Annotated in this window: 29 protein-coding genes and 2 pseudogenes; 19 read left to right on the top strand and 12 right to left on the bottom strand. The window is 56.1% G+C overall.

The window, feature by feature from the left end; translation table 11 throughout:
* Window positions 1-55 precede the first annotated feature (55 nt).
* Complete coding sequence (locus tag ACYQ01_RS10930; protein ID WP_459931802.1) at window positions 56-820, top strand: DNA adenine methylase; 765 nt, start codon at window positions 56-58, stop codon at window positions 818-820.
* Here ACYQ01_RS10930 and ACYQ01_RS10925 read toward each other — a convergent pair.
* From ACYQ01_RS10925 to ACYQ01_RS10915, 3 genes are all read right to left on the bottom strand, one after another.
* Window positions 817-1,257: a hypothetical protein gene (locus tag ACYQ01_RS10925; protein ID WP_459931803.1), complete on the bottom strand. Its 441-nt coding sequence runs from the start codon at window positions 1,255-1,257 to the stop codon at window positions 817-819. The two genes, ACYQ01_RS10930 and ACYQ01_RS10925, sit on opposite strands and share 4 nt — an antisense overlap.
* 9 nt (window positions 1,258-1,266) lie before the next feature.
* The gene (locus tag ACYQ01_RS10920) at window positions 1,267-2,196 is read right to left on the bottom strand and encodes an amidoligase family protein (RefSeq protein WP_459931804.1); all 930 of its coding nucleotides are present in this window, start codon (window positions 2,194-2,196) and stop codon (window positions 1,267-1,269) included.
* Between the two features lie 2,302 nt (window positions 2,197-4,498).
* Window positions 4,499-5,200 carry a hypothetical protein gene (locus ACYQ01_RS10915; protein WP_459933868.1) on the bottom strand — a complete coding sequence of 234 codons (702 nt, stop codon included), beginning with the start codon at window positions 5,198-5,200 and terminating at the stop codon, window positions 4,499-4,501.
* Between the two features lie 227 nt (window positions 5,201-5,427).
* Between ACYQ01_RS10915 and ACYQ01_RS10910 the strand changes: the two genes are divergently transcribed.
* Both ACYQ01_RS10910 and ACYQ01_RS10905 read left to right on the top strand, forming a co-directional pair.
* Window positions 5,428-5,814 carry a DUF6573 family protein gene (locus ACYQ01_RS10910; RefSeq protein ID WP_459933867.1) on the top strand — a complete coding sequence of 129 codons (387 nt, stop codon included), beginning with the start codon at window positions 5,428-5,430 and terminating at the stop codon, window positions 5,812-5,814.
* On the top strand, window positions 5,811-6,065 hold the full coding sequence (locus ACYQ01_RS10905) for a hypothetical protein (protein WP_459933866.1): 255 nt from the start codon (window positions 5,811-5,813) through the stop codon (window positions 6,063-6,065). Before ACYQ01_RS10910 ends, ACYQ01_RS10905 begins: the two co-directional genes overlap by 4 nt.
* 28 nt (window positions 6,066-6,093) lie before the next feature.
* Here ACYQ01_RS10905 and ACYQ01_RS10900 read toward each other — a convergent pair whose 3' ends face one another.
* On the bottom strand, window positions 6,094-6,255 hold the full coding sequence (locus ACYQ01_RS10900) for a hypothetical protein (protein WP_459933865.1): 162 nt from the start codon (window positions 6,253-6,255) through the stop codon (window positions 6,094-6,096).
* Between the two features lie 17 nt (window positions 6,256-6,272).
* Here ACYQ01_RS10900 and ACYQ01_RS10895 point away from each other — a divergent pair, with 17 nt between their 5' ends.
* Window positions 6,273-6,599 (top strand): type II toxin-antitoxin system RelE/ParE family toxin, encoded by a 327-nt coding sequence (locus ACYQ01_RS10895; protein WP_459933864.1) that lies wholly within the window; start codon window positions 6,273-6,275, stop codon window positions 6,597-6,599.
* The gene (locus ACYQ01_RS10890) at window positions 6,593-6,877 is read left to right on the top strand and encodes a helix-turn-helix domain-containing protein (protein WP_459933863.1); all 285 of its coding nucleotides are present in this window, start codon (window positions 6,593-6,595) and stop codon (window positions 6,875-6,877) included. Before ACYQ01_RS10895 ends, ACYQ01_RS10890 begins: the two co-directional genes overlap by 7 nt.
* 140 nt (window positions 6,878-7,017) lie before the next feature.
* Here the strand turns inward: ACYQ01_RS10890 and ACYQ01_RS10885 are convergent.
* Window positions 7,018-8,153 (bottom strand): IS3 family transposase gene (locus tag ACYQ01_RS10885; protein ID WP_459932118.1). Its coding sequence is split into 2 segments (ribosomal slippage): window positions 7,018-7,878 and window positions 7,881-8,153, totalling 1,134 coding nucleotides; the frame shifts between segments, so codons are not numbered across the junction.
* An 82-nt stretch (window positions 8,154-8,235) separates the two neighbouring features.
* Between ACYQ01_RS10885 and ACYQ01_RS10880 the strand changes: the two genes are divergently transcribed.
* From ACYQ01_RS10880 to ACYQ01_RS10845, 8 genes are all read left to right on the top strand, one after another.
* On the top strand, window positions 8,236-8,796 hold the full coding sequence (locus ACYQ01_RS10880; protein ID WP_459933862.1) for a PepSY domain-containing protein: 561 nt from the start codon (window positions 8,236-8,238) through the stop codon (window positions 8,794-8,796).
* 90 nt (window positions 8,797-8,886) lie between these two features.
* Entirely contained in the window at window positions 8,887-9,423 is a 537-nt protein-coding gene (locus ACYQ01_RS10875; RefSeq protein WP_459933861.1) for a MotE family protein, read from the top strand.
* Between the two features lie 117 nt (window positions 9,424-9,540).
* Complete coding sequence (locus tag ACYQ01_RS10870) at window positions 9,541-10,458, top strand: ABC transporter ATP-binding protein (RefSeq protein ID WP_459933860.1); 918 nt, start codon at window positions 9,541-9,543, stop codon at window positions 10,456-10,458.
* On the top strand, window positions 10,455-11,222 hold the full coding sequence (locus tag ACYQ01_RS10865; RefSeq protein ID WP_459933859.1) for an ABC transporter permease: 768 nt from the start codon (window positions 10,455-10,457) through the stop codon (window positions 11,220-11,222). The genes ACYQ01_RS10870 and ACYQ01_RS10865 overlap by 4 nt, the downstream gene beginning before the upstream one ends.
* A gap of 2 nt (window positions 11,223-11,224) precedes the next feature.
* Entirely contained in the window at window positions 11,225-11,740 is a 516-nt protein-coding gene (locus ACYQ01_RS10860; RefSeq protein ID WP_459933858.1) for a hypothetical protein, read from the top strand.
* A gap of 86 nt (window positions 11,741-11,826) precedes the next feature.
* A complete protein-coding gene (locus ACYQ01_RS10855; RefSeq protein ID WP_459933857.1) occupies window positions 11,827-12,504 on the top strand; it encodes a winged helix-turn-helix domain-containing protein in 678 nt (225 codons plus the stop codon).
* Window positions 12,491-13,864, top strand: coding sequence for a sensor histidine kinase (locus ACYQ01_RS10850; RefSeq protein ID WP_459933856.1), 1,374 nt, complete (start codon window positions 12,491-12,493; stop codon window positions 13,862-13,864). The genes ACYQ01_RS10855 and ACYQ01_RS10850 overlap by 14 nt, the downstream gene beginning before the upstream one ends.
* A 197-nt stretch (window positions 13,865-14,061) precedes the next feature.
* A complete protein-coding gene (locus ACYQ01_RS10845) occupies window positions 14,062-14,577 on the top strand; it encodes a DUF4405 domain-containing protein (RefSeq protein WP_459933855.1) in 516 nt (171 codons plus the stop codon).
* A 139-nt stretch (window positions 14,578-14,716) separates the two neighbouring features.
* Here the strand turns inward: ACYQ01_RS10845 and ACYQ01_RS10840 are convergent, their stop codons facing one another.
* A complete protein-coding gene (locus tag ACYQ01_RS10840; RefSeq protein WP_459933854.1) occupies window positions 14,717-15,607 on the bottom strand; it encodes a transposase in 891 nt (296 codons plus the stop codon).
* The gene (locus tag ACYQ01_RS10835; RefSeq protein ID WP_459933853.1) at window positions 15,604-15,924 is read right to left on the bottom strand and encodes a transposase; all 321 of its coding nucleotides are present in this window, start codon (window positions 15,922-15,924) and stop codon (window positions 15,604-15,606) included. The genes ACYQ01_RS10840 and ACYQ01_RS10835 overlap by 4 nt, the downstream gene beginning before the upstream one ends.
* Window positions 15,925-15,963: 39 nt before the next feature.
* On the opposite strand from ACYQ01_RS10835, the gene ACYQ01_RS10830 reads away from it, so the two are divergent.
* The 3 genes from ACYQ01_RS10830 to ACYQ01_RS10820 all read left to right on the top strand — a co-directional run bounded on the left by ACYQ01_RS10830 (window position 15,964) and on the right by ACYQ01_RS10820 (window position 17,251).
* Window positions 15,964-16,194: a hypothetical protein gene (locus tag ACYQ01_RS10830; RefSeq protein WP_459933852.1), complete on the top strand. Its 231-nt coding sequence runs from the start codon at window positions 15,964-15,966 to the stop codon at window positions 16,192-16,194.
* 132 nt (window positions 16,195-16,326) lie between these two features.
* Window positions 16,327-16,794, top strand: a complete 468-nt coding sequence (locus ACYQ01_RS10825; RefSeq protein ID WP_459933851.1) for a hypothetical protein — start codon at window positions 16,327-16,329, stop codon at window positions 16,792-16,794.
* Between the two features lie 19 nt (window positions 16,795-16,813).
* Entirely contained in the window at window positions 16,814-17,251 is a 438-nt protein-coding gene (locus ACYQ01_RS10820; protein WP_459933850.1) for a DUF3828 domain-containing protein, read from the top strand.
* 1,434 nt (window positions 17,252-18,685) lie between these two features.
* Here the strand turns inward: ACYQ01_RS10820 and ACYQ01_RS10815 are convergent.
* The 4 genes and pseudogenes from ACYQ01_RS10815 to ACYQ01_RS10800 form a co-directional block, all read right to left on the bottom strand.
* Window positions 18,686-19,093: a hypothetical protein gene (locus tag ACYQ01_RS10815; protein WP_459933849.1), complete on the bottom strand. Its 408-nt coding sequence runs from the start codon at window positions 19,091-19,093 to the stop codon at window positions 18,686-18,688.
* A 203-nt stretch (window positions 19,094-19,296) separates the two neighbouring features.
* Window positions 19,297-19,701, bottom strand: coding sequence for a hypothetical protein (locus ACYQ01_RS10810; protein ID WP_459933848.1), 405 nt, complete (start codon window positions 19,699-19,701; stop codon window positions 19,297-19,299).
* Window positions 19,702-19,825: 124 nt separating this feature from the next.
* The gene (locus tag ACYQ01_RS10805) at window positions 19,826-20,080 is read right to left on the bottom strand and encodes a hypothetical protein (protein WP_459933847.1); all 255 of its coding nucleotides are present in this window, start codon (window positions 20,078-20,080) and stop codon (window positions 19,826-19,828) included.
* A gap of 493 nt (window positions 20,081-20,573) precedes the next feature.
* A pseudogene (locus tag ACYQ01_RS10800) lies at window positions 20,574-21,516 on the bottom strand (IS256 family transposase); the annotation flags it as partial.
* Window positions 21,517-21,803: 287 nt separating this feature from the next.
* Between ACYQ01_RS10800 and ACYQ01_RS10795 the strand changes: the two are divergent.
* Window positions 21,804-21,941: a hypothetical protein gene (locus ACYQ01_RS10795; RefSeq protein WP_459933846.1), complete on the top strand. Its 138-nt coding sequence runs from the start codon at window positions 21,804-21,806 to the stop codon at window positions 21,939-21,941.
* 883 nt (window positions 21,942-22,824) lie between these two features.
* Here ACYQ01_RS10795 and ACYQ01_RS10790 read toward each other — a convergent pair.
* Complete coding sequence (locus ACYQ01_RS10790) at window positions 22,825-23,325, bottom strand: hypothetical protein (protein ID WP_459933845.1); 501 nt, start codon at window positions 23,323-23,325, stop codon at window positions 22,825-22,827.
* 161 nt (window positions 23,326-23,486) lie between these two features.
* Between ACYQ01_RS10790 and ACYQ01_RS10785 the strand changes: the two are divergent.
* Together ACYQ01_RS10785 and ACYQ01_RS10780 are read left to right on the top strand one after the other, a co-directional pair.
* Window positions 23,487-24,029: pseudogene (locus ACYQ01_RS10785) on the top strand (ISL3 family transposase); the annotation flags it as partial.
* Between the two features lie 188 nt (window positions 24,030-24,217).
* The gene (locus tag ACYQ01_RS10780) at window positions 24,218-25,030 is read left to right on the top strand and encodes an FkbM family methyltransferase (protein WP_459933844.1); all 813 of its coding nucleotides are present in this window, start codon (window positions 24,218-24,220) and stop codon (window positions 25,028-25,030) included.
* The last annotated feature ends 141 nt before the right edge of the window (window positions 25,031-25,171 follow it).

The raw sequence follows: 25,171 nt of genomic DNA, 5'->3' as shown, positions 1-25,171 counted from the left end.
GGGCGGTAAACGAGGTAGCAGGCTGCGGCAAGCCATGTAAAGAAAGGGTTTTGAGTTGAAAGGACCATTATGTTGGATCGGCGGCAAGTTTCGCCTGGCGAAACAGATCGTCGCCCGGTTCCCAGAGCATGTGACATATTGCGAGGCTTTTGCTGGCGGCGCTCATGTGCTGTTCCGCAAAGAGCCCTCGAAAGTGGAAATCATCAACGACGCAAACCGCGACCTGGTCTCTCTGTTCCAGGTGTTGCAGAACCACCTGGAAGAGTTCGTGCGCCAGTTCCGCTGGTGCCTGGTCAGCCGGGGCTGGTGGGACGACTGGACCGAACAGCTCAAGGTCGGCGGCCTCACTGACATCCAGCGCGCGGCCCGGTTCTACTATGTGCAGCGGCTGGGATTCGGAGGGAAGGTGTATGGCCGGACGTTTGGCGGCGGACCGACTCAGGGGCCGCGCATCAATCTGCTGCGCCTGGAGGAGGAGCTGTCGGACGTGCATGTCCGTCTGACGCACGTTCGCATCGAGAACCTGCCCTACGGCGAGTTCATCGCGCGCCACGACCGGCCTGAGACACTTTTCTACCTTGATCCTCCCTATTGGGGCGTCGAGAACTACTATGGCAAGGGGTTGTTTGGCCGGGACGATTTTGCGCGCCTGGCGCAGCAACTTGCCGGCCTGCAGGGGAAGTTCCTTCTGTCGCTCAATGACACGCCCGGAGTGCGCGAAACGTTCGGCGCGTTTTCGATCGGCACCCTGGCCACGAAATATAGTTGCGCCAGGACCGAGGCCAAAACCGTGCGGGAGGTGCTGATCAGCAACTACTAGCCGGCCTCACGCGCGGCGTCGCGGAGCGCCTGCACCCCGTCAGGGGGCAGGCGCTTGAGCAACTCCACCACGGTCTCAAGCAGGGCCGGGGCCGGTCGCACGCCGGTGGCCCAACGTGTAACGGACACCGGGGAAACCTTCGCCCCGGTCAGGTGTGTCACAATCCGGCAGAGGTCCACATGGCGCAGGCCGAGGCTGCGCAAGTCGTCAGCGAAAGCCAGGGCCACGTAACCGCCGGCAATAAGATCGCGCACATGCCCGGCCACATCATCCGTCCGGACGATGGCCCCGTTGTAGGTGAGCGCTCTCTGGGCGCTGGCTGTCATCCAGGCGTCCAGCGTGGGTTCAGGTAAAAACGAGGATTGCCAGAGCTGGTGGGCAAGCTCCTCCAGGGAACCGGCCCGAAACCGCTTGCCGTCCAGGGTCACAAACTGCATCGGGTCCTCCTAGGCGGCCAGAACGGCCGCCCGGTTGCGGTAAAAGCGTTCAACGGCCGGGTCAACTCCCCGGTAAACGTGGTCGTCGGCAGCGCCGGCCGTGGGGATTGCGCGGTAGCGCTTCTCGGTTCCTTGCCGGGTAAGCTCGATCCGAACCCCGGCCTGGCGCAACCGGGTAACGGCGGCCCGCAGGGTGTGAGGTTGCCAACCCGTGGCGGCCTGGATCTCGGCGACCGTAGATCCGGCCTGAATCAATTCCCAAAGCAGGCGTTGCGATCCGGTCAGGCGAGCGGGCTGGATTGCCTCAAGGAGTTCCGAGGCCGAGGCTTCCACAAAGGCGTCCAAGAACCGGACCCAATTGATGGCCTTGGGGGCGTTCACCGTGCCGCTGTGCTGGCGAAATTCCACCGTGCCGTGGCGCTGGTAGCTCTGCAAGTTCACCTTGTAGTACCGGGAGCCTTGGGCGGCGACCAACCCGGAAATCGTGGTGGCCTGGCGGAAGGAAGGGGAGGCGACCAGGTCTGCAAGCGTATTGCAATAATGGTTGGAGGCTCCCCGACGGCTGGGGGGCATGAAGGCGTCTATCTCAGCCTCGAACATGGCGTAACGCAGAACGAGGTTCTTGAGGTGGTCGGAGGTGAACCCGCTGGCGTCGAAGTGGATGTGTAGGCCGCAGGTCTTGTTGATGGTGGCCCCGGCGTCGTCCAGGGCGGTTATGACCGTCCGAAGCTCTTCAATACCCGCCTCTCCCTCCAAAACCGGGCTGACCACCTCGAAACCGTCGCGGACCGAAGAATCGGACACGATCTTCCAATGGGAGCGCGCCGTGTGGTTGTAGGCTTCGCGGGTTACGGTTATCCCCACCAGGGTGAGCACCCGTTCGACCCGTTCCTGCGCAATTCCCGCGATCTCAATTTCAACCCCAAAGCGCCGTTCCATCTCGTTTTCTCCTTCCCGCGTTGCGTTGAAAAGACCTTCGCTCTGGTGCGGGGAAGAGTCAACATAAATTAACCAATGGTTAATTTATTTCGGACGAAAAACATGGGGTCTCGCGCACGCGCGTAGCAAGCCAAATGCCAACGCCGCCGGCCCCCCTGCCGGCGGCGTCAAAACTAAATGTCGCGAAATGCAAAACTAAATGTCGCGCTACACCTCCGCCAACACTTTTGTTGGCGCTCTCGGACACCGAAGTCTCGGTGAAGCAGCATTCCCCTGTATGAGCATCCAGAAGACGACCCCTTGAGGAAAATTCAAGCGGTCGTTTTTGTTGTGCTTTTTCGCTGTGTTGGAAAAAGTAATTCGCAACAAGCCGCAGCGAAGACTGAGCAAAGAGACGATGGTCTCTTGAGGGATTTTCAAGCGGTGGTGGTCTGGGTGCTCTTCGACGTCACCAATCAGGGGAAAGGAAATGTGCTCCTGGTGAGGAGGCGGCCTTGCCAGAGGGGGAGCAGAAGCGGTCCTAGAGACGACTTCTTGATGAAAATTCAAGGGGATGTGTTGTGGGAGGTCTTCACCTGCTCCTGATGTGCCTGCTGCGGTTTGGACATTTGGACATTCTGAGTGCATCCCTGAGAAAAATTGCGGGCCGGTGCAGGACTGGGCAGGACTGGTGCTGACGAAGTGCCTCAGGTGCTGAAGAGGAGGGGGCTGGATGCTCTGCTGTTTTGCAGGGCCGGTTTCCTTCTCCCTGACCGCCCTGAATGAGCCCTGATGCGGGTGTTGACTGAAGGGCAGGCGGAACGAGTTACAGGGGGATCGGATTTTACCCTGACCAGGTGGTCTGCTGGGCCTTCTCCGGTCCTCCCCCTGACCCTGTCCCGGACCTGCCCCAATTTTCCACAAAACAGGGCCTTCCTGGGACTTTCTTGGGGCGCTGGGGATTGGCCTCCCCGGTGCTGGGGAACTTCAAGGAAGGGGTGTTATTGGAGGAATGTACGTTTTTGCAGGGGGTTGGGGAGAGGTTGGTGGGCGCGCTCTTGGTGAAGCTGAGTTGAGCGAACAAGCTCGCCTTGGTTCCAGGGAACCTTCTCAAGTCTCAGCTCGTCCGAAAAGGTCCGGGTTAGCCAAGGGACTTCATCACGGCATTCCCGTGCGGCATTGCCCTTTATGAGGGGCCTTGGCTTGACAAAATAACTTTGTACATATAATTTTTTGCACATCCTAACGCTGCTTCGTTTGGTCAAACGGACTGAGCCGTGCGCGTCCTCCGCAAGCAGCCCAAGCTCTATATGAGGCTTTCATGAGCGACATGTTGCCACGTTGGAAACGAATTCTGTTGAGCCTGATACCGCCTGCAGTGGCCATTCCAACGAGCATTCTCATCATCTACCTACTGAAAAGAGTTGCCCATGTCGGATTTATATTTTTCCGGGGATGATTATGTTCATTTTTTTGTCAGGAACATGACCTACCAGGTGTTGTTTATGGTGTTTGCATATTTCTTTTATTACGACCCCTGCAGCTTTCCTTTTTAGGAAAACCATGTACTCATTAAAATCAATAATAGATCAAATAATATCGATTGTTGTTGCTATTGTTGCAGTCTACCTAGTGCTGTCTCTCAGGATATGGAGGCTGTGCACGTAGTACAAGGGCCGGTCTCCCGGCCCTTGTCGATGCAAAGTCCTGTTAGGCCAGACCGTCGTTGGGGCTCGCCTCGAATGGCGCTTGTTGCTCCGGCTGCTCCGGCGGGGCTGCCTGTTCAGGCTCCCATGTTAGCCAAGGATACCAGGCCTCCATATCATTAACGACCTCTCCAGCCACGGCCCCACCTACCAATTGAGTGATCCATGATGGTATCGATTTATACCCTGGGAGATCATATGCCAGTAGTCCTCCGATTATGCCGTTTATGACCCCTGGCGGTTTTACCCATCGTAAGTAGAGAGGCCCCTTGATCTGGAGGCTTCCGTCGGGTTGCGGGTTAAGGTAATCCCGATGCCCCTGGGGAGCCGCGTCAGGTTGTTGTTGCACGGGTTGCGCTGCTTTGTTCTGGGCCAGCACGGTGCCGGATGCATTGGGAGAACCCTGTGAACCAGCACTGTTTGTGAAAAGACTGCCGCCCTGTAACCCTCCTGGCCGTTGACCAGCGTTCAGCTTCGCAGCCGCCATCCCCTCAACCGGGTCGCCGTTACTCAGAATATGAGCCTCGTAGGCTACTTCCGTCGGGTGCTGAGGTTCCATGCCCGCAGGGTAGCTTGGATAACCTTCCATCTATATATGCTCCTTTGACTGGTTGCGTTTACGATGTGCCGCCCAGTCTGTCAGCCACGCCGCACAGTTCCAGATAGCGCATCAGGTCTTCGTCTTTGCCCTGGCCGCTGTGCAGACGATCAAGCACGGCGCGTTTCTCATCTTTTGCGTGGGGGGTAGCTCTTGTGTTGCTAACACTACGTCTGGCAGTCGTCGCACGTCCGCGTGCGTGTGACCGGCGCTCCACGCGTTCGGCAATCTCTCGCAAATCACTGTACAACTCCATAAACGCGTGGGGATTGTCCTCCAACTCTCTGGACAAGGCTCTCCGGCAGGGGGTGTGCAAACATCCTGTATGGTATTCAAGAATGTGCATCGTCCGCTCATAGAGCGGATCCACCTTTCTGAGCTTCTCGTGCAGATGCCGCATGGCAGCTTCCTGCTTCTGACGCCTCTCAAGGGCAAAAATTGCTTGAAATCGCTTCTGCAAAACAGGAGTCAACTCCCGAGCCACTTCCCAGCGCAGCCTGACAGAGGGGTCCTCAGGCATGGGACCCCAATCGAAAACTGGGTCTGGACAATGGTTTTCTCCTCGAAAATGCGCGCCCAAGAGCGGGTCACGCAAAATCTCACGAGCCACCTCGGGAAACCCGTAAAATTCTTGTGGAGCAGGATGATGAAAAGAGACTTGATCGTTGATCAAATCACTATTGAGGAAATCGGGTGAGAAAAATGTACCCGTTGTAGACATAGTGTCCTCCTTGGAATTATATACGCCGATATTTTGACCGGCGCTCCAGGAAGACTATCCTGCTTGGGAGAAAAATAAACCCATATAGCCCTATGTGGGTTGGAAAGTGTAAATTTTTTTCAATTCCATGTTCAACCCGCCTTTCCCAAGCTCCCCCGTCGTGACCTCCTCCCTGGGCTGAGGCTACCCTCCACGGGAATCCCCTTTCCCGACCTCTGGAGGAGCCTATGCCTGACAGCCCGACCCCCAATATCGTCTACAGCTACACGCGCGCTAACGCACTGGCTGACGGCGTTCTGATCGACATCACCCCAAGTGCAAGAAATTACGGCTTCAAGCTGCCCTTCGCCATCTCGGATGCGCTCTACCATGGGTATGTGGTGCCGTCAGAGGACCTGGAAGCGTTGGGGCAGTCTCTGGAGGGACGTCTCCATGACCTTCTGACCCTGGCAAACATCGCCGCCAGAAGAAGTATGGGGGAAGACAGGGTCTACTTCAAGGTCGCGTTTCTCATGCGTCCAGCGAAGACGGAGACGGTCCAGGTCGTCCTTCACGTCGGACCTGGCGATTCCGGTGAACCAGTGTTGACCCTCTGCCTGCCGGAGGACCTGTGATGGCACCCTCCGCCCCTGATGACGCGCATGTCCCGGATCGCCTGGATCAGCTGGATACGCTTCTGGCCCGCTTCCGTCCCATCGAGCACCTCTTTCAGATGATGGGTGCTGTCGGGGATGCCGGCGACGGTGCTGAACTGATCAGGGGATGCTCTGAGATCGGACTGAACCTGACCCGGAACTTTCGAGAGGAACTGGAGAGGATTTTCGGAAGGGACGGTGGAGGTGCAGAAGCGGAGCGATTGGAGTAGCTCCAGTAGTGGTCGTTTACCTCCTCCATCACTTCGCGAGCAAGACCCTGGCCATGGTCAGGATGGCTCGTACCTGCTCTTCTGACGCACCGGCAAGCAACTGCTCCAGCTCCTTCCGGGCCTGCTCCTTCGTCAAACCGACGTCGCCCAGGTCGAAAAGGACGGTTCTCCCCTTGACTAACAGTAACATATTTGTTATCTAGGGCCGTGGAATGGGAAATATTCTATTATAGTGATTTGTTACAGGAGGAGATTCTGGCGATGCCAGTCACCCTCCAGGCTCGTTATCTGCATCTTACGGCACGGATGCGAGTATTCGGCGCTGATCTAGGGTTGCCGCATACCAGGGCGATGGGAGACGGTCTTTTCGAACTTCGTTTGAAAGGTGCTGAAGGAATTGCCAGAGTTTTCTATTGCACTCTTGTCGGGAAGAAAATTGTTATGCTTCACCACTTTATTAAAAAGTCCGATAAGACTCCCAAACGGGAGATTCTGGTCGCAATAAAACGAATGCAGGAGGTAAAAGCATGTTAACCCATGAGGAACTTGCAAAAAAAATGCTTGCAAACCCTGCGGTCAAGGAAGCCTACGATGCCATGGCTCCAGAGTTTGCTCTCTTGGATGAGCTTCTGCGGGCAAGAAAAGAAGCTGGCCTCAGTCAGGCCCAGGTGGCTGCCTTGATGGGAACGAAAGCACCGTCCATTGCCCGTTTGGAATCTGCTTTGTCCAGTGGCAAGCATTCACCCTCCGTGTCGACATTGAGGAAGTATGCGAAGGCGGTGGGCAAGGAGCTAATTATTCAATTAAAATAGGAAGTTCTCTGCGTAGTTGGTTCAAATACGCGGGAAACCGCGCTTTTGGACTCCCCTTTTCGAGGTCAAACCCTGGTGTGAAGTGGTCCCATTTGTTTGGACAGATTGGCGGCAAAGTTAAGCTCTAGCCCGGTTGGTGGTCATGCCGCCTTTGAGGCTGAGTGGCCATCTCGGTATACGTCCATGGGTCGGCGACCGTCAAAGGCCGTATGCGGCCGCTGCTCGTTGTAGAAGTGAAACCAGTTTCCGAGCGCCTGACGGGCTTGCCTGCCTGTTTCGAACTCTCGCAGGTAGACACACTCCCATTTCACCGAGCGCCACAGCCGCTCGATAAAGACGTTATCCATCCATCGGCCCTTGCCATCCATGGAGATGGCAACGCCGGCATCTTTGAGAGTCTGCGTGAAGTTCTGGCCAGTGAACTGCGATCCCTGATCCGTGTTGAAGATTTCCGGCACTCCATAGCGATTCATGGCCTCTTGCAAGGCGTCAACGCAAAAATCAGCGTCCAGGGTGTTCGACAGCCGCCAGGACAGCACGGCCCGGCTATGCCAGTCCATGACCGCCACCAGATACAGGAAGCCTCGCTTCATCGGTATATACGTGATGTCGGCGCACCACGCTTGATCCGGCCGTTTGATCGCAAGATCGCGCAGCAGGTACGGATAGATCTTGTGATCGGGATGCGGCTGGCTGGTCCTGGGCTTCTGGTAAATCGCCATTAGTCCCATTTTGCGCATCAACCGCCGCACGCGGCCACGTCCGACCTCGATGCCCTGATGCCGCAAATGTCGTTGCATCTGGCGCGATCCGTAAAACGGCGTCTCCAGAAATTGCTCGTCGATACGCCGCATCAGGTCCAGGTTCATGGCCGATTCGCCCTTCGGGCGATGATACCACGTCGACCTGGCCAGCCCGAGAATGTGACACTGACGGCAGACACTGAGTCGGGGATGGTGACGTTCGACCATCCCGCGCCTTCGCTCGCGACTCATCGTTTGGCGAAGGCTCGTTCTAAAAAATCTTTTTCCACGGTCAACTGGCCGATTTTGGCATGGAGTTCCCGGATTTCGGCGGCAGCATCCTTCTGTACGGTCGCCGCCTTCCCGGAAAAGGCCGCAACCATACCCTCCTTGGCCTGGCGCTTCCAACCGGTGATCTGCGTCGGGTGCACGTCGTACTTGCTGGCCAGCTCGGCCAAGGTCAATTCGCCGGACAGGGCCTCGAGCGCCACTTTCGCCTTAAACTCCGCTGAAAACTTCCGTCGCTTGGACATCGAAAACCGTCCTCCTGCGTCGAGGACTAGAGCTTAACAGGCTGTCCAATTTTCTGCGACCACCTCACGAATCATGAAACGCATGAAGACTGTTCTTCTCCCCCTGGCCATTTTGGGTTTCGCCCTGGCTCTGTGCGGACCAGCCATGGCCGACAAGGAGGACCCCAAGGACCTTGCCGCCGTGTCCACGGCCAAGACCACGCTGCTTCAGGCCGTGAACGCGGTCGAGAAGCAGGGAGGACAGCCCGTGAAAGCCCTCTTGCGTTGGGAAAAGGGCGCGCCGGTTTACGTGGTGGTCAGCCTGAACCAGGAGAAGAAGCTCAAGACCGTCATCAACTCGGACACGGGCGCGGTTGTCTCCTCCAAGGACGACACGGAACTGGGCTGGTTTGGCGGCAAGGAAAAGGACAAGAAGTACGCCGGGCTCGACCAGGCCAAGCTCACCCTGGCCCAGGCCATTGCCAAGGCCGAAGGGCTGAATGGAGGAAAGACCTTCGAGGCGGGGTTCGAGAGCAAGAACAAGAAGAAGCGTTTTGAAATATCCCTGGCAAAGGGGAACGTCGTGTACGAGGTCGTCATAAACGCCGCTACGGGCGATGTCGTCAAGCTGGTCCAAGGCAAGGAAAAGGACCACGACGACTAGAGCCCTCCTCTCTCTATGCACTCACAAAATGGTGCGGGGCTCCCGATGGAGGGGGCCCCGCTTGTAACAACCTTGAACTCCGGAGGCGGCATGAACACAGGAAATACCTCGGGACAGGAAGTTGCCGACGGGTCGCGGCGCTCCTCGTTTCTTTCGGCGCGGCTGCCCGGTGCGCTGCTTGGCCTGGCCCTGCTGGCCGTGATGGCGGTGACCCTGCTGCCCACGCAAGCGGCCCACGCGCAGACAACAGCGCCTGGGGACCTGAACAGATGTGCGGACCTGGACCGCAGGGAGCAGGCCCTCAAGAGCCTCGAGGACCAGATGAACGCCCGGATGGCGCAGTTGAAGCAACTTGAAGCCACGCTCACCTCAATGCTGAACGAGGCGAAGTCCATCAAAGACGCGCGTCTGGCGCACCTTATCGACGTGTATTCCAACATGAAGCCCAGGCAGGCCGGGGCGGCGCTGGAAGCTCTGGACGTTCCCACCGCAGTCAAGATTCTGGCCGGAATGAAGGGCCGCCAGGCCGGTGATATTCTTTCCACCGTCTCGTCCAAGAAGGCGGCCTCCTTGTCCAACGCGTTGACCAGGCTTCAGATGGGGCCGGACCTGCCGGCCAAGCCATGAGAAGCTGCGGCGAGGACCCGGCGTGAATATGCCGGGAGAGAGACCTTGCGGATGCCCGGGACAAGCCGCAGGCATCCATCTTGATCCAACATCTTTTTATAATTGAGGAAACTTGAAATGCTGCTCTCAATCCAATCCCTCTGTCTGAAACGCGGGGGAACTCAGGTGCTGCATGGAGTCGACCTGACGCTGGGTGAGGGAGAAATCTATGGGCTTCTTGGCCCCAATGGAGCCGGGAAGTCCACCACCATCGCCACCACCCTGGGGCTGCTGTGCCCGGAGTCAGGAACCGTGCGGGTTTTCGGCCAAGATCCTCGCGTCGCGTCGCAAAGCGTTTGGAGCGCCCTTGGCGTCTTGCCCGAACGATGCGGATTTTATGACTGGATGTCCGCCGAGGCGTATTTGGGGTTTTTCGCCAAGTTGTATGGCCGAGAGTCCACGCCCGACGCCATGCGCAAGCACATGGACCTGGTCGGACTCGTTTCACGGCCCGGACAACTGATCGGCGCCTTTTCACGCGGCATGCGCCAGCGCCTTGCCCTGGCTCGGGCGCTTCTTCCGGACCCGAAACTTCTTGTTCTGGACGAACCGACGAATGGGCTTGACCCGCGCGGCAGGCGGGAGATGCACGACCTCTTTCTGCAATTGGCGCATCGAGGCATAGGCATTTTGCTCTGCACCCACCTTCTTGACGATGTGGATCGTCTGTGTTCGCGCGTTGGCGTCATCGTGGAAGGCCGGACCGTGGTCGAGGGGATGCTCTCCGATCTTCTTCAAGAACATCAAAGAAACGCGCGCTATCGTATTCGTCTGGAGACGGACATCCCTCCCGGCGCGAGCGCGCCGACCCTCTCCAGCATCGTGGCTCGCGAGGCGGATTGGTGCGTGGTGGACATTGCCACGAACGGTTCTCCAGCCGAGGCGTGGCGGGAGTTGTTGTCCCTCGGCTGGCCAGTGGTGGAGATCAGGGAGGAAGGGAGCGGCCTGGAGGCGCTCTATCTGGCCCTTACCACTCCCACGGGGAGGCCCGCATGAACGCCATGACGCTTATCGCTCGAAAGGAAGCGGGAGAGCTCTTGAAGAGCCCTCGCGGGTTGGGTTGGCTTCTTGCCATGGCGGCATCGCTTTCGGCGTTCTGTCTGCTCCTGGTGAGCGACGTCGAGCTCAGCCTGCTCGATAACGCCCAGGTCGTTTACGATATGTCGGCCATGGTCACCGCCCTCGGCGCGCTCATCGCCATCGTCTTGGGGGTGGACTCCCTGGCTGGCGAACGCGAGCGCGGCAGCCTGACGCCACTGCTCTTGATCCCGACTCCACGGGGAGCCGTCTTGCTCGGCAAGATCGGAGGACTCGTGGCCGTGTGGGTGGTCATGTTCATCCTCTCCCTGCCCTACCTTTGGGCCGTGGGCAGCACAGGCCAGAACCTCGCGGACGGTATGGCCGTCCTGGCCCTGCTTGGATCGCCCGTGGTGCTCGGATTCGGTTTTTTCGCCATGGGGTTGGGCGCTCGTGTCGGGTCCTTGCGAGGCGCGCTGCTGACAGGCCTCATCGTCCTGCTGGTGGCGGCCAGCCCGCTGCTCATCGGTCCCAGCCTGCGCCAGACGGCGGTGGGAAAGTTCTTCGACGCCGTGAACCCGTTCGCGGTGGCGGTTAACGCCTATGACGCGGTGATCATCGATTCCGCGTCTCTTGTGTCCCAGTGGGGAGCGTTACTGGTCATTTTGATCTGGTTGGCCCTGGCGGCCTGGTTCGCCCACGCCGCTTTTCAACGCTTGATTCGGGAAGGAGGCGGCCTGTGAACATGCTGCGCGCATTCGCCCTGATGGTGGGCCTGCTGCTGGCGGCGACGGTTCCCGCCAGGGCGGCTCTTTCCATAAGCCTGGCTCCTCTTGCGGGGAATCCAACCGATCCCCGCATGGGGGATCGCCTGAAATTCCATTCCACCATCGCAAACACCGGCGCGACTTCCGTTGAGGGCCTTACCGCCTGGATCAGCCTGCTGCGCACCGATCCCGGCCATGAGCAGCCCATGGACCTTGAGGACTGGAGCGCGCACAAGGCCATCTCGGCGGCAAGTCTGAAGCCTGGACAAAGCCTGGAAGTGGACTGGCCCATGCGTCTTATTCAGGCCGGAACCTACCGGGTCGTCATCTGCGCGGTCAGCCGAGGGAGTACGGCCCTCTTGACGAGTCCCTTCGCGGACTTTCAAGTGCGGGAAAAACCCGTAGTCGCTTCAAACCGGGTTCTGCCCGTGGCCCTGGGAGCGCCCCTGTTGATTGGAATCTTCCTGCTCGATCGATGGCGCAGGGGGCGGTAGGCGTCGAGACGATGATGGGAAACTGGCAGTCCTTTCCACCTTATACCGCCTTTTCAGGGATCGCTTGACATGTTCAAAGGTTGGCCATGAAAATCCTGCTGATCGAAGACGACGCCGAAACCGCCTCCTACGTGTCGGAGGGGCTCAAGGAGCACGGTCACGTGGTGGACTACGCCCCGGACGGGCTCGAAGGACTGCTCATGGCGTCCTCGGCGAGCCACGACGTGATGGTCGTGGACCGCATGCTTCCGGGACTCGACGGCGTTGCGCTGGTCAAGGCCGCCAGGTCGGCGGGGGTGAAGACCCCCATTCTGTTTTTGACCACCCTGGGGGGCATAGACGACCGGGTGGAAGGCCTCAACGCCGGGGGCGACGATTATCTGGGCAAGCCTTTCGCCTTCTCGGAGCTTCTCGCCCGGGTCAACGCCCTGGCCAGGCGTCCACCCTTGGCCGAGGTGGTGGTCAAGCTTCAGGTCGCCGACCTGGAGATCGACCTGCTGACCCGCACCGCCACCAGGGCCGGGACCGCGCTGGACCTGAAGCCCATGGAGTTCAAACTGCTGGAGTACCTGGCCCGCAACGCCGGGCGGGTGGTCACCAAGACCATGCTTCTGGAGCAGGTCTGGGAGTTCCATTTCGATCCCCAGACCAACGTGGTGGAAACCAACATCAGCCGGCTGCGCTCCAAAGTGGACAAGGATTTCGCGACCGAGCTGATCCACACCGTGCGCGGAGCGGGGTACATTCTTCGTGAGCCTCACTAGACTGACCCGTACCGCAAGCTTTCGTCTTGCGGCCCTGTACGCCGTGTTGTTCGCTCTGTCGGCCTCGATTCTGTTCGGGGTCGTGTACTGGATATCCAGCCAGGCGCTTCTCAAGCTCACGAAAGACACGCTGATGCGCGAGTCCTCGGCCCTGATGGACGACCTCCAGTCCGGGGGGATGGAGGAACTGGTTCGGTCCCTGAAGGAACGCCTGGACGCGAGCGACCTTCCGCCGGCCTACGGCGTTCTGATGGACGCTTCCGGCCGTGTGTTGACGGGCAACATCGTCGTAACGACCCGGCCCGAAGGGTTTACGACCTTGCCGGCTTCGGCCAAGGGAGGCAAGCAAGCGGACGAAGAGGAAGCCGAGCATGGCGTCATCGCCTTCGGTCGAACCCTGCCGGGTGGGGGGTATCTTCTTGTCGGCGAGGACCGTCACCACATGGAGGAGGCGAAAGAAGCCATCCTCCTGGCTTTCGGTTGGGGTCTGGTCACGACGCTTCTCTTGGCTGTGGGCGGCGGGGTGCTTCTTTCCCGGGGATTCTTGCGGCGGATAGACGCCATCAACCGCACCACCCGGGCCATAGTGGCGGGAAATCTGGCAGACCGGGCGCCCACACGGTCCACCAGGGACGAGCTGGACCAGCTCGCGATCAACTTCAACGCCATGCTCGACCGGATTCAAATGCTCATGGACAGCCTTCGCCAGGTGTCCAACGACATCGCCCACGACCTGCGCATGCCTCTTCACCATCTGCGCCAACGGCTGGAACGAGCCAGACTCAAGGCCAACACCGTGCCGGAATGCCATGCAGCCCTGGAGGCGGGTATCGCGGACGCGGATGAAATGTTGATCCTCTTCAGTTCGATGCTCGGCATCGCCCGGATTGAAGCTGGAACCAGGAGGTCGGCTTTTACGCGAGTGAACCTTTCAGGCGTCATGACCACCATAGCCGAGGCCTATGCGCCGGTGGCCGAGGACCAGGGACAAACACTCGGCGCTACGATCGACCCGGACGTGGAAATTTGTGGCGACCGCCCGCTCCTCACGCAGATGTTCTCCAACCTGGTGGAAAACGCCATCAGGCATTGCCCCAAGGGGACGAGCATCCTTTTGACCTTGCGCAAGGAAGAAGGAAGCGTGGTGGCCACGGTGAAGGACAACGGCCCAGGCATTCCCGCGCGGGAATGGGAACACGTCTTCAAGCGGTTCTATCGCCTGGATCGAAGCCGAGGCACGGCGGGGTCAGGATTGGGGCTGGCCCTGGTCAAGGCCGTGGCGGACCTGCACGGGGCTGTGCTTGGCCTGTCGGACGCCATGCCAGGCCTCGGGGTCCGAGTGCGTTTTCCGGCTCCCTGAGGCGCGCGTTGTCGGTTTGTGGAACGGGGCACGGTGAGCCTTGGGGCCGAGGTCCAACCTCTGCCAGGGTAGCGAAACTGCTCGGTCGTACACGCGCCAAGTCTGGCGGAAGCCGTGCTGATCTTTTGTTGGAAAACGTAGACTTCTTGCCAGAGTGTAAAGTAAAAAGTTTGGGCAATCGCAAGGAGAGACGCATCATGAGTCTTCCTCTTCAATCGCTCGGAACTGCACTCGCAAAGCTTGACAGAAAAATTGTCAACCGAATCAACACGGTCGTCTCGGTCCTGGTTTTTGGTACCGGACTGGTTTTGCTTTTCAAGTTTCACGGAGGGGCCGGGGCTGGCAGAAACGCCTTGCTTGGGCTTGGAAAGTGTTTTTGGCTGACCATCCACCAGATGGCGGCCCTGGCGTTTCTTGTCGGCTTTGGGATTCATGTCTTGAACAATAAGCGATATATACTGTCAATTGTTGGGCGCTGGCGCTCCAATCTGCCGGAGAAAATCAAAAAAAGAAGCCTTGAGCAGGTACTGCTCTTTGCTGTTGGGGCATGCGTGATATTCGCCGGGTTCTATCCTTGGATCACGATGCCTGGAGCGCCTTTGAGGATCAGGAATTATCATGCCTGGATCGACATACACAATTTCCTGGGACTCGCGTTTCTGATCGGCTCGGTCGTTCATGTGGCGAGACGGTGGCGTCGTCTCTTGAAATAGAAAGCATGGGTCTGCGTATTGTGTCAGACAGTACAGCGCCTCGTTCAAGGGGGTGAGAGCTTCCCCTTTTTTTTCGGAGGGGGTGGAAAAAACTTTTTGTGTACCGGTCCAGGGTTTCTTGGACAGTTTCTCGTCTAATTCATGCCGCCTTGCCCATGGCCGCAAGGAGCTTCTGCCGGTACTGCTCGGGCGTCCTGTAGCCATGCCGCCCGACCCGCCAGCGAGTGTTGTATGTTTCCTTGAATGCCAGCAGTCCTTGACGCAGGTCCTCGACGGTCTGAAAGCCTCGCACCCAGAGCAGGTTTTCCTTGAGGATGCGCACGAAACGCTCGGCGATGCCGTTGCCTTGGGGCTCGCGCACATAGGACGGCGAGTCCTTGATCCCAAGGAAGGCGATCTCCCGCTGAAAATCCTCCGAGATGAATTGACTGCCGTGGTCGTGGCGTAGCGTCAGTCCGGCCGCTGCGTCCTTGTCGAACACCCCAAAGCCGCGGCGCACGCCCTGCCGGATCGGCTCCAGGGCTTCCAGCCGGGTCCCGCGCTTGGCGGCATGGATGCCGACCAACTCCAGCGAGCAGTGATCGATGGCAAAGAATATCGAGGCGTTGCCTTCCGCAAGGGTCATGGTTGTGGTCATGTCCGTGCCCCACATCTCGTCCACGCGCCCGGTTCTAATCGTGCCGTTGTGCGCTTTGGGACAGTGCGGCCTGCCAGGACGTTTGGGCGCAAGAAGGTCGTTCTCGCGCATCAGACGGAGTGTGCGCTCCTTGGAGGTCCGGACGCCTTTGTCGCGCAGCATGGCCCAGACCTTGCGGTACCCCTCGCCGGTAAACGGGCTTTCCGCGAGGACGCCCTTGATCTCGCCCACCAGCTCGACGTCGGTGTGAAAACCACGAGGACCGCGACGCCTGGGCTCCGTGTCTGAGGGCTGGCGTCGCCAGTACACCGTTGAACGGGCCACGTCCCAGATGCGGCAGACCCTGGTCACGCCGAAAGGCCTGCCTGTGAAGGCGGAAGAGGTGCGGCTCACTTCCTCGACCGCCTGTGGGCCAAAGGGCGGTTTTGCTCCATGCGGGCGATCTTTTCCCGCAACAGCTCGATCTCCATGGCCTGCTCGCCGATCTTGGACTGAAGCCGGTCCACCTCGACGCTTTCCCTGGCAGGACGAGGTTTCAACCCGGATTCTCCGCCTTCGAGGAACGTGTCGCGCCACTCGCTGAGTTCCGCCGCCGTGACGCCAAGCTCGCGGCTGACGTGTTCCAGGTCCTCACCGCGAAGAAGCCTGAGAACGACCTGCGCCTTGTGCTTGGCCCAATACCGCTTCCGACCCGTCGATTCGTTGCCCATTCGACACCTCCAGGACGATCGATCCATACGTCCAAGTTGGTGTCCAAGAAAACCCTAGGGCAATCCACTGGTTTCAAACCCGTTCCTGCGGATACGCCGCCCCAAAAAGGTGACGTGGTTATTATCCAGCAAGCTCCGAACCATCAAAGTGGGCATGCAGCGATGTACGATGGGGAAAAATGGATATCAGATTTTGAGCAAAAAGACATCTACGGCAGCCCTGGGCTGCGCAAAAACAATACACCCTATGTAATTTATCGCAGGCCTTGAGTTTAAAGCTGGTTTCAAGTAAAATGCTGCTGCATGAGCAAGGAAGGGTGTCTTCCGATTCAGCACAGTTCGAATGTCGCTTGTACAAGGCAAGGCCAATTTGAAGATCGAACTGACGAGGAGATCAATGTAATGCAAAAAATGTTCGGTAGAACAATCTTTTATTTCATTATGTTGACATTTTTGTCGTCTCCGTCAGGGTATTGCGCAGAGCAAGATCCAATCAAATTTTTGACTGATTTTTACACATGGTACATACCGGCCCAGGGTGTGATGTATCCAGAATATCATCGTGACATATATCTCTATGTTGCACGGGATACAGTGGAAGAGCTTAAAAAAAGGCCCGTAAATTCTGGGTGCGACAGGACAGACTATTTTATCAAGCTTGATGATACACCTGTAGACATGAAAGGTGTGCGCATATTGGTTGATCAGGTGGAAGATATTGGCCCTGACACTTTAGTGGCCACAGTGACCATTGTCCAGGTAGATAAAGTCGGGCATCGCTTTCCTGATGGTGTTATTATCGTTGTTTTGAAAAAGATCAAAGGCGAACTTAAAATATTTAAGTGCATTGACGCTTATCCTGAAGCTTGATTGTTTGTGGAGAAAAACGATGGCAATAACTCGCTCCATGTTATTCTGTTTGTTTGTCCTTTTGTTTGCACCTAGCTTCGTTCACTGCAAGTTGAACTCAGCAGAAAATCATGTTAAAGAATTTTACCAATTTTACATTCGTAGCGGAACAAAAATAACAATTGATAGTGATCTTTCTAGTTATGTTGACGGGTGCACGTTAAGGACGTTGCGAATTATGTATAATCGAGCTTGTTTTGACTCTGATTATTTTACAAGGTCACAGGATGTCGCTGAAGATTGGCTTGACGTTCTCGTAATCCATAAAGAAATGAAAGTAAATGATACAACAAGCGTGGTGCCTATCTCATTTAGATGGTCAGAAGACAAACAGCATCATCTTCTTGTTTTTGTCAAGAAAGAGGTGGACGGTTGGCGCATAATAAAAGTCTCCGGAACAGAAAGGTTTTATCAGTAAGATATTGCTTTGCAGGCGCTGACAGGCTTGATCCGTTACTAAAAAGTCCTCCGTCTGTTCTTGATGAAAAAGGAAAGAGCACCAAGTCGTTATATCCTCCGAGTCATAGGAGCCTGTGAACCAGGACCATCCTAAGCTCAGTTGGCTGACTCACCACAGCCTCACCACCAGCGCAACCCCAGCCGCCAATTCACCGTTGGCAGGCCCGTCCCTGAAAGCCAAAATTCCTTTGGGGAAGCCAAAAAGACACGTTGGCAACTGTTGGCTGGCTCGCCAAAGCTTAATAATTTCACAATGCTGCTGGCATGGCATTCAAGAGGTCGTCGGTTCAATTCCGTCCAGCTCCACCAAAGACCTCAAGGGGTTATCCAAGAAATTGGGTAACCCCTCCTTTTTTTTACATTGGCTGCCTCCGCCAACACTTTTGTTGGCGCTCCCGGACACCGAAGTCTCGGTGAAGCAGCATTCCCCTGTATGAACATCCAGAAGACGACCCCTTGAGGAAAATTCAAGCGGTCGTTTTTTGTTGTGCTTTTTCGCTGTGTTGGAAAAAGTATTTCGCAACAAGCCGCAGCGAAGACTGAGCAAAAAGATGATGGCCTCTTGAGGGATTATCAAGGGGTGGTGGTTTGGGTTGTCTTCGACGTCCCCTCCAGGGGAACGGAAATTTGCTTCTGGTGAGGAGGCGGACTTGCCGGAGGGGAGCAGAAGCGACCTTGGAGACGACTTCTTGATGAAAAATCAAGGGGATGTGTGGTGGGTGGTCTTCACCTGCGTCTGGTGTGCCTGCTGCGGTTTGGACTTTTGGACATTCTGAGTGCATCCCTGAAAAAACATGCTGGTCTGGTCAGAACTGGGCAGGACTGGCGCAGACGGAGTGTATCCTCGGATGCTGAAGAGGAGGGGGCTGGATGCTCTGCTGTTTTGCAGGGCCGGTTTCCTTCTCCCTGACCGCCCTGAATGAGCCCTGATGCGGGTGTTGACTGAAGGGCAGGCGGAACGAGTCACAGGGGGATCGGATTTTGCCCTGCCCTGGTGGCCTGCTGGGCCTTCTCCGGTCCTTCCCCTGGCCTGTCCCGGACCTGCCCCAAATTTCCACAAAACAGGGTTTTCCTGGGATTTTCCTGGGGTGCTGGGGATTGGCCTCCCCGGTGCTGGGAGACTTCCAGGAGGGGGTGTTTTTGGAGGAATGTACGTTTTTGCAGGGGGTTGGGGAGAGGCTGGTAGGTGAGTTTGGGTAGGTTTTATGTTCGCATCGTCGTGTCGGTTGGCCCAAATGTCACTCTGGAATGAAGCATTTTGATGTTATTTGCCTGAAACTAAAAGGTTTTTGTAGGAGTGACGTTTGTGACGTTTGATTTAGTCAGTTTCTGGGCTTTATTTCATGCTCAGGCCGTTGTCATAGTCAAAGGAGAATGAATGCTCGCCCAACTCCTAGTAATGAGGCTGCAAACTTCTATCAAAATCTTTTCCATTCTCGTTATAATGAATCTGATATTGAAACACATTGTTTGAATCATAATAGTTTAGGTAAACAAACCATGTGTGCCTCCTTTCTCCTGAATCTTCAAAGAAAAAGCACATGTACATTTTTTCAATATCCTCTTGAACTGTTTTTTCTTCAACCTGTTTTGTTTTTGCCCTGGCGCTTATATACATATCACAGTCAAAGGCGAACTCATACTCTGGGAACTTTTCCTTAAGCATGCTCATGTGTTTGACATCTCCAGGCTGTGGAGCAGAACAGCAGGCACGTAATACAACAACGTGAGCTAACAGTAGAAGCAGGAATATAGAAACAAATAACTTAACAATTGCCATGGCTATTTTTTTCATATTCATGGTGTCATCGGTGATTTTGCAAAGTAAAGGTATGTGGGTAGATCATTCTGCAAAGCCACAGCTCCACCCTGTAGAGCAACAGTATTGTTCCAGCAGGGCGGAGCCGGTGTGTCGACGCGTGGTGTTATGGTTTTATTTGGCATCTATTACTTCGCTGCACAAGAATACATGTCATATGCTATTATATTCATTATTCTTCACAACTAGTAGAAGTCCTGTAGGCTTTTGTGAAATATTTTTTTGTCTTGTAGATATGTGATTTGGTACTGAAATTCTCCGCTTGAGTCATAATAGTTCAAATATACATAACCTACACGCTTTTCCCCAGACCCGTTCATAAAAAAACACCTGTATATTTCTTCAAGCTTTTCTTGAGTGGTTTGCGCCTCAACCGCCTTGCTTCTTGCCTGTACGCGGATGTAAAATTCGCAATCAAAGTCAAACGCGTACTCTGGAAACTTCTCCTTGAGCATGTGCATATGTTTGACGTCCTCCTGCGACGGCGTCGGACAGCAGGCACGCTGTGACAGCAAGGAAATGAGCAGCAGGAATGCATAGAAGACAACAATGAATTTCATGAGCTTGAAAATAATCTTTGCCAGTTTCATGATGCTTCCGTCGTAGATTGGAAAGATGAGATACGCAAACTCGCCCCATCTACGGCTGCAACTTCACCCTGTCGGGCAAATGTATTGTTCCGACAGGGTGAAGCCGGTTTGTCGACGCGTGGCGTTACGGTTTGTTCTGGGCTTCTATTTCTTGCTCGGCCCGATGAATGCCAACTTCGTTGGCTTCAAAGTCATCAAGCGAAAACGCCCAGGGCCTTTCTCCGTTTAAACGCCTCCACAGGTCGGGTAAATCTTGATACAGAAGGCCTTGTATCTCGTTGCCATAGCCCGCTAGACGTGTCCAATTAGGGCCGAACTCCTTGGTGAGCAGATAGCTTACCGTGGCGTGGCGTGTATCAGAGTCTTCATGGTTTTGCATTTTGTTATGTCCCCACAGTCGAAGCTCCTTCGCCCTCTGATAAAATTCAAGAGGATGAGTTATGGGGTATATGCCATCTTTATCAGGTTTTGCCGTTGACGTCCACCCGGGGGGAGGCGGTGAAATCGAGATTTCCTTCGGCTTTGTCGAATTTTGCTCTCCAGTTGCCGGCGGCATGGTTTGGTTCTGTCCTCCGGCGGCTTCGAGTCCTCCCTGTCCCGCCGAACTGAATTGCGCCAATTGGGTCTTTGGCGTGTTGTCCGCCATACCGGTGATGGCGCTGAACTGGTTCGAGGTTGCTCTGAGATCGGACTGAACCTGACCCTACACTTTCGAGAGGAACTGAAGCGAGTTTTCGGAAGAGACGGTGGCGGAGGTGGAGGGGCGGAGCGATTGGGGTAGCTCCAGGGGTGGGAAATACGCGAGAAACCGCGTTTTTGGAGGTCACGTCCGTCAACGTGGTGTAAATTCCGACCTGCTTGAGGTGGCAATCGGCCAGCACGTCGTGCTCGGTTTCATCCATGAAGCTGGCGAGTTTTGGCCATTTGCCGCGAAGCTGGTCGGCGACATGCCGCCAGGTCTGGCTGGCGCTGGCCGCATCCGACTGTAAAAAGGCCTGGCGCAAGGCGGCGGAGACCATGGCGTGCTGGGATTTGGGGACGCGGGCCAGGGCGTTTCGCATCCAGTGAACCCGGCAACGCTGCCACGTGGCCCCGAACGTCTTGGCTATCGCGGCCTTGAGGCCTTCATGGGCATCGGAGATGACCAGTTTCACTCCGCTTAAGCCACGGCGAAGAAGGCCTTTGAGGAAAAAAGACCAGAACGGCTCGGCCTCGCTGGGGCCGATGTGCAGCCCCACGATTTCACGGCGACCTTCCGTGTTCGTCGCCACGGCGATTATATCGGCGACGCTGACCACTCGGCCGCCTTCGCGCTGCTTGAGGTAGGTCGCGTCCAGCCACAAATAGGGCCATTCTCCCGTCAGCGGCCTGCAAAGAAAGGCATGTACCCGTTCATCAATGTCCTTGCACAGCTTGGACACCTGGGATTTCGAGATGCCGGAAAGCCCCATGGCCTGAACGAGATCGTCCACGCGTCGCGTTGATATGCCGCCGATCCAGGCCTCCTGGATGACGGCCACCAAGGCACGTTCGCTGGTCTTGCGTGGCTCCAGGAAGGGCGGAAAGTAGCTTGCCCTGGCGCAGCTTGGGGATGCGTAGCTGTAAAGAGCCGACGCGGGTGTCAAGGCTGCGATCCCGGTAGCCGTTGCGGTAGCTGACTCGCTCGGGACTCCGTTCATGGCGGCTGGCTCCGATCAGGCCGTCCACATCGGCTTCCATGAGAAGTTGCAAAACAGCTTCCGCCAGGGAGCGCAGAAAATCGCCGCCATCGGTCTTTTGCATCAGCTCGATTAATGCCATGCTGTTCTCGGCCATCGTGGTTTCCTTTGGTTGCAGGTGCGGCTTCGCAACTTCACCTTACAGCCAATCGGCCCGATGGCCACCTCGCCCATCCCGTCCAGGCTGTCCGAAAAGGTCCGAGTTAGCCAAGGGACTTCATTAAAGTCATTCTCTTGGTGCATTACGCTTGAAAACGGGCCTTGGCTTGACAAAATAACTTTGCACATATAATTTTTTGCACATCATAACGCTGCTGCGTTTGGTCAAGCGGACTGAGCCGTGCGCGCCCTCCGCAAGCAGCCCAAGCACCATATGAGGCTTTCATGAGCGACATGTTGCCACGTTGGAAACGAATTCTGTTGAGCCTGATACCGCCTGCAGTGGCCATTCCTACGAGCATCCTCATCATTTACCTGCTGAAAAAGGTTGCCCATGTCGGATTTTTATTTTGCCGGGGATGATTATGTTCATTTTTTTGTCACGAGCACAACAAACGAAGTGATCATTGCATTGTTTGTATACTATTTTTACATTGATCCGTGCAGCTTCCCATTTTGAGGGCATTATGTACTCATTTAAGTCAATAGCTCAAAGCACAATTGTCTTGATTGTCACCATTGTAGCTTTCTATCTAGTGATTGTTTGGAAAGTGAGCAGGCATTGCTCTTAGTCAGAAAGGCCGGTTTCCCGGCCCTTGTCGGTGCAAAGTTCTGTCAGGCTAGTCCCTCGTTAGGGCTCGCTTCGAATGGAGCTTGCTGCTCCGGCTGCGTCGGCGGGGCTGCCTGTTCAGGCTCCCATGTTAGCCAGGGATACCTGAAATCCAGGTCATCAAGGAGTTCTCCAGCTATGGCACCACCTAACAATTGAGTGGCCCAGGGTGATATTATCCCCTTAATCCCTCCGAGACGACTTGTGATTACTCCTCCGATTATGCTGTTTATCCACCCTGGCGGTTTTACCCATCGTAAGTAGAGAGGCCCCTTGATCTGGAGGCTTCCGTCGGGTTGCGGGTTGCGGGTTGCGGGTTAAGGTAATCCCGATGCCCCTGGGGAGCCGCGTCAGGTTGTTGTTGCACGGGTTGCGCTGCTTTGCTCTGGGCCAGCACGGTGCCGGATGCATTGGGAGAACCCTGTGAACCCGCACTGTTTGTGAAAAGACTGCCGCCCTGTAACCCCTCCTGGCCGTTGACCAGCTTTCAGCTTCGCAGCCGCCATCCCCTCAACCGGGTCGCCGTTAGTCAGAATATGAGCCTCGTAGGCTACTTCCGTCGGGTGTTGAGGTTCCATACCCGCAGGGTGGCTTGGATAACCTTCCATATATGCATGCTCCTTTGACTGGCTGTATTTACGATGTGCCGCCCAGCCTGTCAGCCACGCCGCACAGTTCCAGGTAACGCATCAGGTCTTCATCTTTGCCCTGGCCGCTGTGAAGACGATCAAGCACGGCGCGTTTCTCATCCTTTGCGAGGGTGGTAGCGGTTTTGTTGCCAGCGCTGCACCTGGCGGTCGCCGCACGTCCGCGTGCGTGTGAACGGCGCTCCACGCGTTCGGCAATCTCTCGCAAATTGCTATACAACTCCATAAACGCGTGGGGATTGTCCTCCAACTCTCTGGATAAGGCTCTCCGGCAGGGGGTGTGCAAACATCCTGTATGGTATTCAAGAATGTGCATCGTCCGCTCATAGAGCGGATCCACTTTTCTGAGCTTCTCGTGCAGATGCCGCATGGCGGCTTCCTGCTTCTGACGCCTCTCAAGGGCAAAAATTGCTTGAAATCGCTTCTGCAAAACAGGAGTCAATTCCTGAGCCACTTCCCAGCGCAGCCTGACTGAGGGGTCCTCAGGCATGGGACCCCAATCGAGGTCCTTCTGGCTTTCCCGTGGGTCTCAGCCCGGCTAAAGTCCTCCAGGGAGGACACTCATGACGGACACGGACCTGTATTCGCGTATTCTCGGCCTGACCGAGCCTTGGTGTGTCGAGGCTGTCAAGTTGAACACGGTTGAAGGGCGCGGCGGGGAAGATCGTCCACGACCGGTTCCACATCATGAAGCACGTGGGAGAGGCGGTGGACCGGGTGCGCAAGCAGGAGCACCGCGAGCTGACGGGGCAGGATGACCACCGGCTCAAGGGCACGAAATACCTCTGGCTCTACCAGGAGGCGAATCTCCCGGACAAGCACCGTCCGACTCTGGAGTCCTTGAAAGCGGCGAACCTCAAGGTGGCGAAGGCCTGGGCCATGAAAAAAAGCCTGAACAACATCTGGAAATCCTTGAGCATAGGCTGGGCGAGGCGTTTCGTGAACCGGTGGCTGAAATGGGTGAACAAGTCCGGCTTGTCGCCGATGCAAAAGGTGGGCGGGCTGATCCAGCGCCATCTGGAGAACATTCTGACTTTCTGCCGCCACCGAGTCACCAACGGCGTGGGCGAAGGACTCAACAGCAAGATCATGGCCATCAAGCGGAAAGCCTGCGGCTACCGCAACAGGGACCACTTCAAAACCGCCATCTCCTTCTTCTGCGGCGGCCTGGACCTCTACCCCGCCGGATCCTGACTGGGCCTACCCACGGAAAACCCGGAAGAGCCGAAATTCTTTATGGATAAGTTCATAGGAGTTTTATACACCGAGTAATACAATTGTTTGTAATACAAAGGAGAAATCCCGCGATAGCTGTGAGCCTGACGAGCGAGCCGATTTCATGGCTCTAGCCGAACCAATAACGTCTAAAAGGAAGATTTATAATGATTCGGCAATTTAAAGGTTTACTGGTCAATAAAAGTAACAAGAGACTTGTTGCATTGCTTGCTTCGATCTACGCCACAGTGCGCAACAAGCAATTTTGCTGTGTTTCAAGTGTTGACAACTATTGGGTTCATAAGCATAAAGACTATACTTTTGTTGATCTGGGTTTATGTTTGCAAACCAGGGATGAACTTTTTTCCGCAACATACGACTACTACAATTATGGTTACAAGATAAAGCCTGGTGATGTCGTTTTTGATGTAGGCGCTGGCATTGGCTATGAGACACTGTGTTTTGCCGCAGCCTGCGCCCCGCACGGGAAAGTTTTTTCTTTTGAAGCCGTACCCTCTTTGTTCGCCATTCTTCAGAAAAATATTGAACTCAATGCCTTGGCGCACGTCCAGAGCTTCCATGCCGCAATTTCCAACATATGTGGGCAGACGTATTTTCAGGAAATGCCGAACCACGTCGAGAGCCGAGTCGCCTTTCACGGCTCCACCAAGACCGCTGTCGAAAGCCTGACGATTGATAGCGTGGTGCAACGGTATCAGCTCGATTCCATTGATTTTCTTAAGATGAATATAGAGGGTTTCGAGCGCTACGCCATTGAAGGCATGCGCCAGTCGATCAGCAAGGTACGGCATGTAAGCATCGCGTGCCATGATTTCCTGTCACAAAACGACCAGGATAGCCACCTCAAGACTCTGTCGCTTGTCCAGTCTTTTCTGCAGGATAATCAGTTTCATATCATCCATCGGCCAGACGACCCACGCCCCTGGATCGCCCATACCCTGTATGCTTCCCGGGTGTAGCGGCGAAAGCTTGAGCAGGTTGTCTGTCAGGCGCCAGGGTACAAATTGCTCCCTTCTCCTTGGCCAACCCGCGCAATAGAAAGCGGATATGACCCTGAGCGTCCTTGATCTGGCCGAACATCGCTCTGGATTGCCTTAGGG

The sequence above is a fragment of the Fundidesulfovibrio butyratiphilus genome (genome assembly GCF_054657235.1).
This window is presented reverse-complemented; position numbering and strand designations above follow the sequence as displayed.

Coding starts and splice junctions, on each gene's coding strand:
- ACYQ01_RS10925 (WP_459931803.1), bottom strand. CDS start 1,257: ATGCAGTTTGTGACCCTGGACGGCAAGCGGTTTCGGGCCGGTTCCCTG.
- ACYQ01_RS10920 (WP_459931804.1), bottom strand. CDS start 2,196: ATGGAACGGCGCTTTGGGGTTGAAATTGAGATCGCGGGAATTGCGCAG.
- ACYQ01_RS10915 (WP_459933868.1), bottom strand. CDS start 5,200: ATGTCTACAACGGGTACATTTTTCTCACCCGATTTCCTCAATAGTGAT.
- ACYQ01_RS10910 (WP_459933867.1), top strand. CDS start 5,428: ATGCCTGACAGCCCGACCCCCAATATCGTCTACAGCTACACGCGCGCT.
- ACYQ01_RS10900 (WP_459933865.1), bottom strand. CDS start 6,255: ATGTTACTGTTAGTCAAGGGGAGAACCGTCCTTTTCGACCTGGGCGAC.
- ACYQ01_RS10890 (WP_459933863.1), top strand. CDS start 6,593: ATGTTAACCCATGAGGAACTTGCAAAAAAAATGCTTGCAAACCCTGCG.
- ACYQ01_RS10880 (WP_459933862.1), top strand. CDS start 8,236: ATGAAGACTGTTCTTCTCCCCCTGGCCATTTTGGGTTTCGCCCTGGCT.
- ACYQ01_RS10875 (WP_459933861.1), top strand. CDS start 8,887: ATGAACACAGGAAATACCTCGGGACAGGAAGTTGCCGACGGGTCGCGG.
- ACYQ01_RS10870 (WP_459933860.1), top strand. CDS start 9,541: ATGCTGCTCTCAATCCAATCCCTCTGTCTGAAACGCGGGGGAACTCAG.
- ACYQ01_RS10865 (WP_459933859.1), top strand. CDS start 10,455: ATGAACGCCATGACGCTTATCGCTCGAAAGGAAGCGGGAGAGCTCTTG.
- ACYQ01_RS10860 (WP_459933858.1), top strand. CDS start 11,225: ATGCTGCGCGCATTCGCCCTGATGGTGGGCCTGCTGCTGGCGGCGACG.
- ACYQ01_RS10855 (WP_459933857.1), top strand. CDS start 11,827: ATGAAAATCCTGCTGATCGAAGACGACGCCGAAACCGCCTCCTACGTG.
- ACYQ01_RS10845 (WP_459933855.1), top strand. CDS start 14,062: ATGAGTCTTCCTCTTCAATCGCTCGGAACTGCACTCGCAAAGCTTGAC.
- ACYQ01_RS10835 (WP_459933853.1), bottom strand. CDS start 15,924: ATGGGCAACGAATCGACGGGTCGGAAGCGGTATTGGGCCAAGCACAAG.
- ACYQ01_RS10825 (WP_459933851.1), top strand. CDS start 16,327: ATGCAAAAAATGTTCGGTAGAACAATCTTTTATTTCATTATGTTGACA.
- ACYQ01_RS10820 (WP_459933850.1), top strand. CDS start 16,814: ATGGCAATAACTCGCTCCATGTTATTCTGTTTGTTTGTCCTTTTGTTT.
- ACYQ01_RS10815 (WP_459933849.1), bottom strand. CDS start 19,093: ATGAATATGAAAAAAATAGCCATGGCAATTGTTAAGTTATTTGTTTCT.
- ACYQ01_RS10810 (WP_459933848.1), bottom strand. CDS start 19,701: ATGAAACTGGCAAAGATTATTTTCAAGCTCATGAAATTCATTGTTGTC.
- ACYQ01_RS10805 (WP_459933847.1), bottom strand. CDS start 20,080: ATGCAAAACCATGAAGACTCTGATACACGCCACGCCACGGTAAGCTAT.
- ACYQ01_RS10795 (WP_459933846.1), top strand. CDS start 21,804: ATGAGCGACATGTTGCCACGTTGGAAACGAATTCTGTTGAGCCTGATA.
- ACYQ01_RS10790 (WP_459933845.1), bottom strand. CDS start 23,325: ATGCCTGAGGACCCCTCAGTCAGGCTGCGCTGGGAAGTGGCTCAGGAA.
- ACYQ01_RS10780 (WP_459933844.1), top strand. CDS start 24,218: ATGATTCGGCAATTTAAAGGTTTACTGGTCAATAAAAGTAACAAGAGA.